This window comes from Persicimonas caeni, assembly GCF_006517175.1.
Lineage (GTDB): Bacteria > Myxococcota_A > Bradymonadia > Bradymonadales > Bradymonadaceae > Persicimonas > Persicimonas caeni.
Map to the genome: position 1 here is coordinate 4,005,991 of NZ_CP041186.1, position 14,419 is coordinate 4,020,409.

7 protein-coding genes are annotated in these 14,419 nt (G+C 67.1%); 5 read left to right on the top strand and 2 right to left on the bottom strand.

What is annotated here, in order from left to right; genetic code table 11:
* The first annotated feature begins 35 nt into the window (after positions 1-35).
* Complete coding sequence (gene kdd / locus FIV42_RS14915) at positions 36-1,082, top strand: L-erythro-3,5-diaminohexanoate dehydrogenase (protein ID WP_141198460.1); 1,047 nt, start codon at positions 36-38, stop codon at positions 1,080-1,082.
* Positions 1,083-1,252: 170 nt separating this feature from the next.
* Here kdd and FIV42_RS14920 read toward each other — a convergent pair whose 3' ends face one another.
* Entirely contained in the window at positions 1,253-2,815 is a 1,563-nt protein-coding gene (locus tag FIV42_RS14920) for an amidohydrolase (protein ID WP_141198461.1), read from the bottom strand.
* Between the two features lie 168 nt (positions 2,816-2,983).
* On the opposite strand from FIV42_RS14920, the gene FIV42_RS14925 reads away from it, so the two are divergent.
* Together FIV42_RS14925 and FIV42_RS14930 are read left to right on the top strand one after the other, a co-directional pair.
* Complete coding sequence (locus FIV42_RS14925) at positions 2,984-3,934, top strand: amidohydrolase family protein (RefSeq protein WP_141198462.1); 951 nt, start codon at positions 2,984-2,986, stop codon at positions 3,932-3,934.
* Positions 3,935-3,990: 56 nt separating this feature from the next.
* A complete protein-coding gene (locus tag FIV42_RS14930) occupies positions 3,991-5,088 on the top strand; it encodes a putative metal-binding motif-containing protein (RefSeq protein WP_168210662.1) in 1,098 nt (365 codons plus the stop codon).
* Positions 5,089-5,092: 4 nt separating this feature from the next.
* On the opposite strand, the gene FIV42_RS14935 is transcribed toward FIV42_RS14930, so the two are convergent.
* Entirely contained in the window at positions 5,093-6,229 is a 1,137-nt protein-coding gene (locus FIV42_RS14935; RefSeq protein WP_141198464.1) for an esterase/lipase family protein, read from the bottom strand.
* A gap of 186 nt (positions 6,230-6,415) precedes the next feature.
* Between FIV42_RS14935 and thiD the strand changes: the two genes are divergently transcribed.
* Positions 6,416-7,252: a bifunctional hydroxymethylpyrimidine kinase/phosphomethylpyrimidine kinase gene (thiD, locus tag FIV42_RS14940; protein ID WP_141198465.1), complete on the top strand. Its 837-nt coding sequence runs from the start codon at positions 6,416-6,418 to the stop codon at positions 7,250-7,252.
* Between the two features lie 69 nt (positions 7,253-7,321).
* Positions 7,322-14,362 (top strand): hypothetical protein, encoded by a 7,041-nt coding sequence (locus FIV42_RS14945; RefSeq protein ID WP_141198466.1) that lies wholly within the window; start codon positions 7,322-7,324, stop codon positions 14,360-14,362.
* The last annotated feature ends 57 nt before the right edge of the window (positions 14,363-14,419 follow it).

Below are 14,419 nucleotides of genomic sequence, written 5' to 3' on the forward strand. Positions count from 1 at the left end.
GGGTGGAGAGGAGCACCTAGCTTAATTGGAGCGTTATGGATTTTCGTAGTGGCGGACATGTGTATGGCCTGCATCGCGTCATCGAGCCGGAGGGCTCTTTGCCGCAGGCGGCGCAGCGTCTCGACAACGAGACGGGCGCCTACGACAACGAGATCGTCATCGACGTGCACACGTTGAACGTCGACTCGGCGAGCTTCCACCAGATCGTGGGTGAGGTCGGGCGCGACGAGGTGGCGGTGGCGCAGCGGATTCGCTCCATCGTCGCCGAGCGCGGCAAGATGCAGAACCCGGTGACCGGCAGCGGCGGGATGCTGTTGGGCGAGGTGCGCGCGCTGGGCCCGAATTACGAGGGCCCGGTCGAGGTGAACGTGGGCGACAAGATCGCCACGCTGGTCAGCCTGACGCTGACCCCGCTCGACCTCGACAGCGTCGACAAGGTCTACCTCGACGCCGACCAGGTCGACGTGACCGGCACGGCCTACCTATGGCCGAGCTCGCCGCTGGTGCGCATGCCCGACGATATGCCCGAGCGCCTGGCGCTGTCGGCGCTCGACGTGTGCGGCGCGCCGGCGCAGACGAAGCGCCTGGTCGAGGGCGCCGAGCGCGTGCTCGTGCTCGGCATGGGCAAGTCGGGGATGATCTGCGCGGCGGCCGCGCGCGACGCCATGGGCGACGCGGGGCTGGTGTGCGGCTTCGACCTTCGCGACGACAACCTCGTGGCCATGAAAGAGGCCGGCATCGTCGACGACTACCGCTGCGGCAACGCCAAGAACCCGGTCGAGGTGCTCGAGTTGGCCCAGGAGATGGCCTCGGGAGAGCTTTTCGACGTGGTCATCAACACCTGCAACGTCTCCGACACCGAGATGGCCGCCATCCTACCGTGCAAAGACCGCGGTAAGGTCTACTTCTTCAACATGGCGACGAGCTTCGCCAAGGCCGCGCTCGGCTGCGAGGGCGTGGGGAAGGACGTCGATTTGTTGATCGGCAACGGGTATGCGCATGGTCATGCGCAGATGACGCTCGATCTCGTTCGCAAGTTCGACGTGGTGAGGGAGAGGATTGAGGCGTTGTTGGAGGCGTAGCTTTTTGGTGCCCCCCATCCGCCCTTCGCTTCGCTACGGGCACCTTCCCCCAGGGGAAGGGATGCCCCTGCGAAAAGCAATGTGGTTCAGCCGCGCTAAGGCAGCCCTTCCCCCGGGGGAAGGTGCCTCGCGCGCCTTACAGCGCGAGGCGGATGGGGGGCCTCAAAAAGCTACGCCTCACGTGAAGGAGCGACACGACGTCCCCCAACCCAAACCCCCAAAACACCCATCTCCCACATCTCCTCCGCCGTCACCTCGAACGGATCGCGGTCCAACGCGATCACATCCGCCGCAAACCCCTCGTCCAACCGCCCCAACACGCGCTCCCAATGCGCCGCGTACGCCGCGCCGGCGGTATAGGCCTCCAGAATCTGCTCGCGGGTGAGCGCCTTCTCGGCGAAGAACGCCTCGCCGCTCGTCGTCTTGCGGGTGAGCGCGGTGGCGATGCCGTACCAGGGGTTAGGGTCTTCAATCGGATAGTCGCTGCCGCCGGCCAGCGTGGCGTGGACGGCGAGTTCGGGCCAAGGGTAGAGGCGGTCGAGTTGGGTCTCCGACAGGACTTCGTGCGCCCAGGCGCCGTCGCTGCGCAGGTGAATCGGCTGGATGGAGGCGACGGCCGACAGGTCGCCCATCCGCTCGCAGTCGCGCTTGGTGAGCATCTGGGCATGCTCGAGGCGAGGGCGCACGCGGTGGCGGATGCGCTCGGGGACGGCGGCGAACGCCTCGATGACGTCGCGGCCGGCGGCGTCGCCGATGGCGTGGACGGCGACCTGCCAGCCGTCTTCCATCAGCGCGGCGACCTCGCGGGTGAGCTCGGTGCGTTCGGTCATCACCAAGCCGTGGCCGCCGCTTTTGTACGGCTCGAGCAGGTGGGCGCCCTCGGAGCCGAGCGCGCCGTCGGCGAAGAATTTGATCGCCGCGATCGACAGCCAGCCGTCTGAATCGTGGGTGGGGCCGACGTCGATTACCTCGCTCAGCCGGGCGTCGGTGCCGTCGACGATGGTGTAGACCCGCAGCGGCAGCTCGCCTGCCCCGGCCATGTTGCGAAGCATGTCGAGGCGGTCGACGCCGGTGAACGCCATGTGGGTCGAGGTGATGCCGTGGCGCAAAAACTCGCGCGCGCTCTCCAAAAAGACCTGTCGGTCCTCCTCTTCGCTCGGCTCGGGGATGGCGTCGAGCACCGGGCGCATGGCGTGATCGACCAGGACGCCGGTCAGCCGGCCGTCTTCGTCGCGCACCGCGCGTCCGCCCTCGCTGGGCGCGTAGTCCTCGCCCACCCCGGCGCGCCGAAGCGCCTCGGAGTTGACCGCGATGGCGTGGCGGTCGACGCGGTGGAAGCTGCACGGCACGTCGCCGAAGATCGCGTCGAGCTCGCGCCGGTCGAGGCGATCGCCGTCGGGCCAGGCGTGCTCGTCCCAGCCGTAGCCCAGGACCCAATCGGTCGGCGCGTCGGCCGGGTCGTAGGCGCGCAACCGCTCGTAGGCCTCGCGGGCCGACGTCGTGCCGGACAGATCGACCGTGCCCGCCCGCAGCCCCACGCCCCACAGATGGCAGTGGGCGTCGGCGAGCGCCGGAAAGAGGCACTCCCCCTCGGGTTCGACGACGCGCTCGTCGGCCTCGCAAAGCTCCTCGGCCTGCTCGCCCACCGCGGCGATGCGTCCGTCGCGCACGAGCAGGGCGTTGGTCTTGCGTCCGGCGGCGTCGAGGTAGATTTTTTTGTGCTTGAAGAGCATGAGTGGTTGAGTGGTTCAGAGGTTGAGTGGTTTCTTGGCTGGTGCGCTCTCGCCCATTGTCAACGAATCGCCTGATGGCCGTGGATCAAAGATGGTCGAGATCGGCGAGCTGTACAACCACTCGACCACTTAACCACTCAACCCCGCCCGTGCTAGAGTCTCCAAACCATGATCATCGACATTCACGTACATTTGGTCGCGCTGCGAGAAGATAACGGCTGCTACGTCAGCGACAAGATGTCGCGTGGCATCGTCTATCAACTGTTGAGCCGCGTGTTGGGCCTCAAGGGCGTCAGCCGCGGAGAGCTCGACGAGGCGTATCGCGACAGGTTGCTCGGCTGGGCGCACGACAGCGATCTCGACGGGGTCGGCGTGCTCGCCCTCGACGGCGTCTACGATGACGACGGCGAGTTCGATCGCGAGCGCACCCAGGTCTATGTGTGCAACGACTACTGTCTGAAGGTGTGCGAGGCGTCGGCCAAGTTGCTGCCGATCTGCTCGGTCAACCCGAAGCGCAAAGACGCCATCGAGGAGCTCGAGCGGGTCGTAGCGCACGGGGCGGTGGCCATCAAGATGCTGCCCAACAGCCAGGGCTTCGACCCGGGCGACCCCGACTACCAGCCCTTCTGGCAGCGCATGGTCGAGCTGGGCGTGCCGCTGCTGATTCACTCGTCGTTCGAGCATACCATCCCGCCCATCGACCAGTCGTTTGGCCGCCCCGAGCGGCTGCATGCGGCGTTGAGCGAAGGCGTGACGGTGATCTCGGCGCACTGCGCCAGCGCCGGCGTCGCGCATATCCACGAGGATATTGGCACCTGGCAGTCGATGCTCCGCGAGTTTCCAAACCTCTTCGGCGACATCTCGGCGATGGCCTCGATGGCCCGGTTTCCGTACCTGAAGACCGTGCTGGCCGACGAGGTCGCCCGCGAGCGGGTGGCGCTGGGCAGCGACTTTCCGATCCCGGTGTCGCCCTGGCTCTTTCTGCCCCAGCTCGGCTTTCAAAAGGTGCGCGAGCTGAACAAGATCGACAACCCGCTGCAGAAGAATCTGGAGACGTTCAAGGCGATGGGCGTCGACAACGGCATTTTGCGTCGCGGTGAGCGACTGCTTAAGCTTTGACGCGACGAGCTGTGACGAAGCAAGCTGTGATGGAAACGTACGACCGGAGTGTTGGAATGTTTGAAGGCATGTGGAGCCGAGCGCGCGCAGCAATCGTGACGACCTGTTTGATCGCGCTGGGCGCGGCCGGGTGTAGCTCCTCGGCCGGCGAGGCCTGCGCGACGGACGACGACTGCCAGCCCGGCTACGAATGCGTGAGCACCGGCGGAGTGGTGTTCGGCGAGAGCATCTGCCTGCTCGCCGAGCAGCCCACTGCGGACGCTCAGTCCGAGCAGCCCGACACCGGCGCCTCCGACACCGCCGACCTCGACGCCGAGGCTCCCTCGGACGTGGCCACCGACGCGAGCGAAGAGCCCGACACGCTCCAAGACCTCGAAGACGCGTCCGACGCCTCCGACACCACCGACCTCGAAGACGCTGCCGATGCAGACGCTGCCGATACCGACACGACCGATGTGGTCGAAGATACGTCCGACGTCGGATGTACGCCGACCAACGGCGGCCAAGAGGCGTGCGACGGAGAGGACAACGACTGCGACGGCCAAGTCGACGAGGGCGTCAAGACGACCTACTACCGCGACATGGACAGCGACGACTACGGCGTCACCGGGGACACGGTGGAGAGTTGCTCGCCGTCGCGCGACTACTCGGCGCTGCAGGGCGGCGACTGCAATGATCGGAATGAGGATATCAATCCGGGAGCCATCGAGACGTGTGACGGCCGCGACAACAACTGTGACGGCCAGATCGACGAAGGCGTGCTGACGACCTACTACCTCGACACCGACGACGACGGCTACGGCGTCACCGGTGACTCCCAGGAGAGTTGCTCACCGAGCGGCGACTACACGGCTACCCAAGACGGCGACTGCGAGGACGGCAACGCCGACGCATACCCCGGCGCCACCGAGCAGTGCAGCCCGTTCATCGATTACGACTGCGACGGGGACACGATGTGCGCTGATTCGGCGTGCGCTGGCGAGCCTTGCCTGACCTCCAACGGCTCGGGCTATTGCAGCTCGGGGTCGTGCGTCGTCTCTTCCGGATGCTTCGACGACACCGATTGTGGGTTCCGCGAGGATTGCCAGTTCTGCTCGGACGGCCCGAACGTGTGCTGCCCGGAAGGCCAACTGTGCCTGTGCCGTCAAAGGTAGGAGCTCAAACCGACTCGAGCATCACGCTGGCGATATCTTCCCAGAGCCACTCGAAGCTCTCGCGGTCGAATTTCGCCCCGGAGCCGAACCAATCGGCGCCGTCGCGCACGTCGAAGGGGCCGCGCAGATAGTGGCCGATCACGTCCAGGTGATCGGCGCGCACCACGCCTCGAAACTCTCCCCAGATCTGACTCAGGGTGGGCACGACTCCGTCGCTGGTCGATTCGGTGACCACGAACGGCAGCGGGCGCTTTTTGATGAGGTCCTCGGACTGGATGGGCGGGTGGTACGGGTAGCCGGCGTGAGCGCGCGAGGCGAGCGTCCACAGCAGCCCGTACAAGATCTTGTTGAGCGGGGTGAGCGCGTGGCGAAGCCGGATCTTCTTGATCACCTGCGTGGGCGGCGGCGCGGCGGTGGCGTACGAGACGTAGCGCACCTCCGGGTTGTCGATCGTGGTCGTGTTGAACAGGTCCATCCCCTCGGGGGTGAGCTGGATCATCGAGCCCTGGTCTTCGATGATGGAGCGCAAGAACTGGCGCACCTCGGCCTCGACCGACGGGTTGAAGTCCTTCAGAAGTTGGTTGGTGACCTGCCGGATGAGCGTCTCGTCGAGGCCCAACAGGTCGTTGACCTTGGTCACCAGCCCCAACAGCCCACCTAGCAGCGACACCGGCCGGCGCCACAGCCCCACGATGATCAAGAGCGTGACCAGGTACAGCAGGTTCTTGCCGTATAGCGTGCTGAAAAAGTTGGCCACCGGCGTGCCGTAATGCGGCCCCGAGATGCTCACGATCGTCTCGAGGTTGCAGTACAGCGCCTCGCGGTACTCGTCGAGGTCGAGGTGGGCGTCGGGGCTGGCGGCCAGCCGCGCGTCGAGCGCGCCGGTCGAGTGGCCCACGAAGTGAAGATGCACGCCCTCTTCGAACCCGCCGTTGTCGGCCACGGTCATGATCAGCTTTCGAGCGCGGTGGCGAAGCGACGCGGTCGGAAACGTCTTCACGCCGATGATCTCGACCTCCTCGCCGCGCCGCACAAACACGTCGGTGAGCGTCTCACGCACCTGGCGGAAGTAGGAGATGCCGCCGAGGGCGGCGAAGCCGAAAAAGCCCGGGATGAGGTAAATCTGGTGGCGGTTGGACATCTTGCTGCCTGGGTGGGAGTTCCTTCCAGTTCAATGGTTTACTGCACTGCCTCGTTCGGAGCAAGGATTGGAATCCCCCTCCCCAGCGCGTTTTTCAGCGCGAGGGACCCCAACACGCGATTGCTTCCCCACCCAAACCGCGTCTATATTTAGCTCGTCCAGCCTCGCTTTTATCCGAGACGAGCCATGAGCCAAACACGTAGCCTTTTGACTATCGCGGGGACCGACCCTTCCGGCGGCGCCGGCATCCAGGTCGATCTGCAGGTCTTCCGGGACTGGGGCTTCCACGGGCTCTCCGTGATCACCGCGGTGGTGTGCCAGAACACCGCCGGGGTGAGCCGCTTCGAGGGTTTGTCGGCTCGCCTTGTCGAAGAGCAGCTCACCACGCTCTTCGACGACGTCGAGCCCGCCGGCATCAAGATCGGGATGGTCTCGCGCGCCGAGGTCGTCGACGTGGTGGCCAGCGTGGTCGAGCAGGCGCGCGAGGAGTTCGACTGTCCGGTCGTCTTCGACCCGGTGATGGCCAGCAGCGCCAGCCAGACGCTTAAAATGCCCGGCACCGTGTTGGCGATGCGCGAGCGGCTCTTGCCGCAGGTCGACCTGCTCACCCCCAACGTCGACGAGGCGCAGGTGCTGCTCCAACGCCCCATCGCCGACCGCCAGTCCTTCGAGGCGGCCGCCTCCGAATTGGTCGACCTGGGCTGTCGGGCCGTGTTGTTGAAGGCGGGGCACCTTCCCCGTGAAGAGGACGGCATGCGCGACGTGCTGGCCGATGCGCAGGGTGTGCGCAGCCTGTCGGCGCTCGAGCGCGTCGATGAAGAGGTGCGCGGCACCGGCTGCCAGCTGTCGAGCGCGCTCGTGGCGGCGCTCGCCCAGGGGATGGCGCTCGACGAGGCGTGTGAAGAGGCGCGGGGCTATCTCAACCGGCTGCTTCACGAAAACCGGCGGCATATCGGACGTGGGCGAGCGGTGATTGTTCGCGGGGAAGATGCCCCGCAACAGCCCGACGCCTCTCAACTGTGACAATCTGTGACTTCACTGTCACCCGAGCACCTCCGATCGTGGTAATCAGACCACAAGCGGAGGGCTCCAATGTCTACACAACTGTCGAAATCGATCGTTCGCACGTTCATCGTCTCGTTGACGCTCGCGCTGGCTGCCTGCAGCGGGGAGCCGGACGACAAGCAGGCGCTCGAGCCGGACGCCGGTGACGTGAGCGTCGACGCGGCGGATAGCGCAGACGTGGTGCCCGACGTCGACGAGCCCGACGTCGAAGACGATACGGGCGTCGACGCCGACACGAGCGATACCGCGCCCGACGTCGAAGCAGACGCCGGCGATGTGTCCGGTGGCGACACCGACTCCGACACCGGCGTCGACACCTGCATCCATTTCCCCTCCGCCGCTCCCCTCGCCGAAGGCCAAACAAGCGGCGACACCCGCAACTCGGTGCGCTCGTCTTTGGGCTCGTCGTGCACCGGCGGGGCCAACCAGGCGACCGAAGACGTCTACGTCTTCACCCTCTCCGAAGAGCGCCTGGCGCGGCTGACCGTCGACCCGGCGTGGTCGTCGAGCCTCGACCCGGTGGTGAGCCTCTACAAAGGATGCAGCGCCATCGCCGAGGAGCTGGTTTGCTACGACGAGCAGCCAAAGCGCGACGCCGAGCAGATCGACCGGATGCTCGAGCCCGGCACCTACTACGTGGTCGTGCAGGGCGCCGGCTACGACAACGAAGGCGCCTACACCATCGAGTTCGCCACCGAGCCCGTGGTCTGCTCGCCCGGCGAGTCGAGCTGCAGCGACGCGACGACCTCGCAGGTGTGCAACCCCTGGGGCACTCAGACCCACGAGTTCGCCTGCGAAGTGGGCTGCGACGCGACGACCGGTCATTGCCAGGTCGAGCCCGGCGAGATGTGCTACGCCGCCATCGACGCGACCGGCGGCTATACCGGCACCATCGACTGGAGCCTGCACGCCAACGACTACGACCCGGGCTCCGGCGGGTGCGTGCCCAACAACCACACCACCAGCGCCACCGACGGTCCCGACGTGGCCTACCGCGTCGAGCTGCCGGCGGACTACGCGCTTCGCGTCAACCTCGAGATGGTCGACGACTACGGCTCGCTCTACCTGGCGCGCGACTGCCAGGACCTCGAGCAGACCTGCTTTGCGGCGGTCAACCGGGCCAGCCTGCGTGATTCGAGCGGCAACTTCCGCGAGCATATCGGCTACCATAACACCACCGGCGTCGCGCAGACCCTCTACGTGATCGCCGATACCGGCGCGGCCGACGTGGGCGGACTCGCCAATATCGCCATCGAGATGGGCACCCCCTCGTGTGTGCCCGAGACGATGCAGTGCTCGGACGACGACCTGATGGTTTGCGACGCCGCCGGGCTCGACTTCGAAGTCAGCCGAAGCTGCCCGTTCGGCTGCGACACCGCCTCGACTAGCTGCAACCCCCCGACCAACCTGACCTGCAAGGGCGCGCTCGACCTGATTGCCGCCGGCGGCAGCTACACCGGCCTGATCACCGACTACACTCCCGATTACGACCCGGGCTTCGACGGATGCACCTACAGGGAGGCTGCGGGCAAGGACGCGGTCTTCTCGCTCGACGCCCAGGCCGGCCAGATCGTCACGCTGACGATGGACGCCGACTTCGACGCCTCGCTGTGGGTCACCACCGATTGCACCCTCGGCACCGACGCCTGCGTAGCCGGACGTGACGGGGAGAGCGAGTCGTTCGAGTCGCTCCAATTCGTCGCGCCCGAAACGGCCACCTACTACGTCATCGCCGACTCCGATCGCCTCGCCTCGGGCCTCTTTACGGTCACGGCTACCATCGACAACTTCCCGTCCTGCACGCCGGGCGCCTCGCTGGGGTGCTCGTCGGCGCACCACCTGTCGTATTGCGGCCAAGAGGGCGCTCCCGTCGACTACCTGTGCGAGACGACCTGCACCAACGGCGCCTGCGACGCGCCGAGCGGCGATATCTGCCCCGACGCCCGCCCGCTGGCCTCGGGCGATTCGGTCAGCGGCACCCTCGAGGCGTCCAACGCCATCAACCCCGGCTCCGGGGTGGTCGGCGCGTGCGACTTCGGCGCCAATAGCGGGATCGGCCCCGACACCTTCTTCAGCGTCGACCTGGCCGCCGACGACCTGCTCGAACTGTCGCTGACGAGCACCTCGGTGGGCGTGATGATGTACCTGCTGCAGGACTGCAACGACGCCTCGAGCTGTCAGGTGCTCCGGCAGGGCGCGGGCGGCTTCGACCCCACCACGTTGAGCTACCGAGCCAGCCAGGACGAGACGATCTACGTCGTCCTCGACTACCGCTTCGCCAACTCGCCGCTGCAGACGGTCAGCTACAACCTGTCGGCGACGATCTCGAGCCCGCAGTGCTCCCCCGGCGAGTCGCGCTGCTCGAACCCGTATCTGGAGGTGTGCAACGACCAGCGCGTCTTCGAGAGCTTTTTGTGCATGGGCGGCTGCTCGAACGACGCCTGCCTGGTGCCCTCCGGTGACGTCTGCCAGGACGCCGTCACCCTGCAGTCGGGCGACGTCGTCGAGGGGACCCTCGACGGGGCCAACACGCTGCAGCCGCCTGTAGGAGACGTCGGGTCGTGCTTCTTCAACTCGGCGGCGGACGGCAAAGAGCGCATCTACGCCATCGACCTGGCCTTCGGCGAGCGCCTCGACGCCAAGCTGCTCGCCAACGACTCGTCGCTGGTCATGTATCTGCTGTCGGACTGCGCGCAGTCGAATAGCTGCCTGTCGGCCACCCCGCGAGGCGGCGCGTTGCACCTCGACTATACGGCCTCGCAGGACGAGACGGTCTACCTGGTCGTCGACGGCACCCGCGACGCCGCCTACAACTACGAGTTGAGCGTGTCGACGCATTTCCCCGGCTGCGGCACCGGCGCCGTGGCGTGCTTGCCCGACGGCAAGTCGCTGGGCCGGTGCACCAACGACCGGGTCTACGACCCGATCGTGTGCGCCACCACGTGCACCAACGCCGCGTGCGACCAACCCTCGGGCGACGTCTGCTTCGACGCCGTGCCGCTGCAGTCGGGCGACTCGGTCAGCGGTGACTTCGGAGGCACCGACATCATCGACCCGGGCTCGGGGAGCCACGGGGCGTGCGATTTTGGCGACGACGGCGTGTCCGGCCGCGACACGATCTACTCGGTCGAGGTCGAAGCCGGCGAGATCTTCGAGGCGCGCCTGTCGACCTCGGATCCCGAGGCGGTGATGTATCTGCTCGACGACTGCGGCCAGCCGTCGACCTGCATGGAGCGCACGACCTCGGGCACCCTGCGCTACGAAGCCACCCAGAACGACACCCTCTACCTCGTCGTCGACAGCCAAAACGGCAACCTGCGCCCCTCCACGGGCTTCACCCTCGACGTGATCGTGCAGACGCCGTCGTGCACCCCGGGCGCCAAGTCGTGCGTCGACAGCCAGACGCTGCAGTATTGCGACCGCTACGGGCTGTCGCGCGAGTACACTTGCGTCGACGAGACCGGCCAGAGCATCACCGCGTGCAACCACTCGGCGTGCGACACGCCGCAGGGTGATTTCTGCGCCGACGCCGTCCCCCTGGCCGACGGAGACAACGTCTTTGGCTACTTCGACGGGACGAACTCGGTGCAGCCCGACGCGGGCTTCGTCGGCGGCTGCTGGTTCGGCGGGCAGGGCCCGGTGGGAAGCGACTTCGTCTACTCGGTCGACCTGCAGGCCGGCGAGGTGCTCGAGGCGACCGTGTACTCCTCGTCCGATCACGCCGTCGCCTATTTGCTGACCGACTGCTTGGACACGACCAGCTGTCACGACTCCATCGAGCCGGGCGAATTGTGGTACGAGGCGACGACCGACGAGACCGTCTACATCGTCGTCGACCGCATGCTGGGCGCCAACGCGCCGACCGAGTCCTTCCAGGTGCTCGTCGAGATCGCCACGCCCACCTGCACGCCGGGCGCCACCCAGTGCCGCGCCGACGGGGTGACCCTGGAGACGTGCAACGAGTACGGCGTCTGGGAAGCCTACGGCTGCCAGGACCCCACGAACAACCAGACCCAACAGTGTGTCAACGGAGCGTGCTCGCCGCAAATGGGTGATGTGTGCGACGACGCGATCGTGCTGCAGGATGGAGACAGCGTCACCGGCAACTGGGACGGCAACAACAGTATCGACCTGCCCGACGCCACCGTGGGAGCGTGCAGCTTCGACCCCGCCGGCACCGAAGGCGTGGGCAACGACACGATCTACGCGGTCGACATGCAGGCCGGCGAAGTGCTGCAGGCGACCTACCGGTCGGACAACTACACCGGCTTTATGTACCTGCTCGAGGATTGCGCCGACGACCAGTCGTGCCTTGCGCGTACCGAGGGCGTCTCGGAGGACGACACGCTCGTCTACCAGGCCCCGGACGCGCGCCGAGTCTACCTGGTCGTCGACGACGACATCAATCTGGCGAGCTCCGGGACCTTCACCCTGTCGATCGACCTCGAGATGCCCGGCTGCACCCCGGGAGACTCCCGGTGCGGCCCCAACGCGGCGACCGTCGAGGTGTGCAACACGGGCGGCGTGTACGAGTCGTTCCCGTGCACCGGCGGCTGCAACGCCGGGGCGTGCGTCCAGCAGACCGGCGAGTACTGCGCCGACGCGCTGACTCTGGTCGACGGCGACAGCGTCACCGGCGACTGGAGGGGCACCGACAGCATCCGCCTGGGCGGAGTATCGGGCGCGTGCGACTTCGGTGGGCAGCAGACCTCGGGCGCCGAGACGGTCTACCGGGTCGACCTGCAGGCCGGCGAGGTGCTCAGCGCCTACCTGACGGCGAGCCTGTCTCGCACCTCCTCGGTGATGTACGTGCTCGAAGATTGCCCGACGGTGGGCGGGAGTTGCCTGGCCAACAGCCCTACCGGCGACCCGCTCGAGCTGCACTACGAGGCGACGAGCACAGGCCCGGTCTACTTGGTGGTCGACGCGGTCGACCCCGAGGATTCGTCGGCCAGCTACACCCTCGACATCGACATCCAGACGCCCGGGTGCGTGGCCGGAGAGACGCGCTGCGGCTCGGGCGGCGGCACGCTGGAGACGTGCAACGAGTACGGGGTCTTCGAGCCGTTCTCCTGCAACGGGTCGTGCTCGGCAGGCCGCTGCGACAACCCCACCGGCGACTTCTGCTTCGATGCGGTCACGCTGGTCGACGGCGACGAGTTCACCGGCACGTTCGGCGACTACGCCGACGACCTCAACCCGGGCACCGACACCTGCGTGCTCGACGCGAGGGACGAACAGGTCGGCCGCGACTCGGTCTACGCCGTGCACCTGCAGGCCGGCCAGACCCTGGATGCCACGCTGTACGCCACCGACACGAACGCCGGGATGTACGTCCTCGACAGCTGCACGGGCGACACCGCCACGAGCTGCACGCTCGCCGAACCGCGGTCGAAGGCCTTGTCGTACTATGCGCCCGTGACCCAGACCTACTATCTAGTCGTCGACTCGACGAACACCCACGGCCTGGGTGACTTCACCGTCACGGTCGACATCCACGCCAACCACACGTGCCAGCCGGGCGGAAGCAGCTGCGACGCCCAGACCGGCACGCTGAGCGTGTGCGACGACGAGGGGGCGGCCATACGGGCGACGGCCACGTGCACCTGGGGCTGCGACGGGCCGCGCTGCGCCGCGCCGCCCACGGCCAACGACACCTGCGCCCAGGCCGAGCTCATCACCGAGAGCACCCGCATTCGCGACTCGTTCGATCGCTTCTCCAACCAGCACACGCCCCCCGACGGGGTCTGCACCGTGTTCAGTCCGCTGGCCGCCGACGCGGTCTACGCCGTCGAGCTGCAGGCCGGCGAGTCGCTGGTCGCCGAAGTGAGCGGCACGCCGGGGGCGATGGCCTACGTGCTCGACACCTGCGGGGACGACTCGCAATGCCTTGCAGCCGCTCGCCCAGTGGACGGCGACAATTACGGCACGGGGTACGTCGCCTCGAGCAACCGCACGGTCTACCTCGTCGTCGACGCCATCCCCGAGGACAAGGCGGGCGACTTCGTGCTCGACGTCGACATCGCCCCGCAGCAATGCCAGCCCGGCGCCGCGATCTGCGACGGCTCGACGACCAAGAAGGTGTGCAACGACTATGGCCGCTGGGAGGTCACCGAGTGTCCCTTCGGCTGCTACGCTGGCGCCTGTCACCCGGGCCCCAACGACAGCTGCGCGACCGCCCAGCAGACAGGCGGCGGCTCGTTTAGCGCCTCGTTCGATGCCTATACCAACCAACACGACCCGGCCCTGGCGCCCCCGAGCTGCACCGGCGACGCCGCCGCAGGCCCCGAGGCGGTCTACTTCGTCGACGCCCAGAAGAACGAGGTCATCCGCGCCAGCGTGCGCAGCCACGAGAACGTGGCGGTCTGGATCTCGACGAACTGCGCGACCCCGCACGCCTTCTGCACCGCCGGCGCCGACGAGACCCGCGCGCAGCCTGAAATGGTCGAGTTCGTGGTCCCCGAGGACGGCCGCTACTACATCTTTGCCGACTCCTACGACCCGTCCGCCACCGGCGAGTTCCGCGTCGACATCGGCGTCGACCCGCCCGCCTGCGGGGCCGGCGCCTCGACGTGCATCGACAACGCCACGCTGAGCTACTGCACAAACGACGGCACCGGTTGGGTCGACTACGCCTGCGACGGCGGCTGCTTCAACGGCGCCTGCACCCAGCCTTCGGGCGACGTATGCGCCGACGCTGTCCCGCTGACCGGCACGACCACGGTCACCGGCGACTTCACCTCGCTCTCCAACGCCCTCGACCCGGGCTACGGCGGCTGCACCGGCTACGACGCCCTCGGCCCCGACGCCGCCTACGCCGTCACCCTCGCCGCCGGCCAGACGCTGACGGCCACGCTTCGCAACACCGCGCTCTCCGAGGACCTGTCGCTGTACGTCCTGAGCGACTGCACGGACGCGAAGGGCGCGTGTGTGGCCGGCTCGGACGTGTACGGGGCGGCCGACGAGACGGTCACCTATACGGCGACGGCCGACGAGACAGTGTACGTGGTGGCGGATAGCTACGATGTGGCGGTGGGCGTGTTCGAGTTGGAGGTGGTGGTGCAGTAGACCGCCCAGAATAATCTGCAACCCCGATTCGTTTTTTCCCGGAGGCCACGGTCGGGA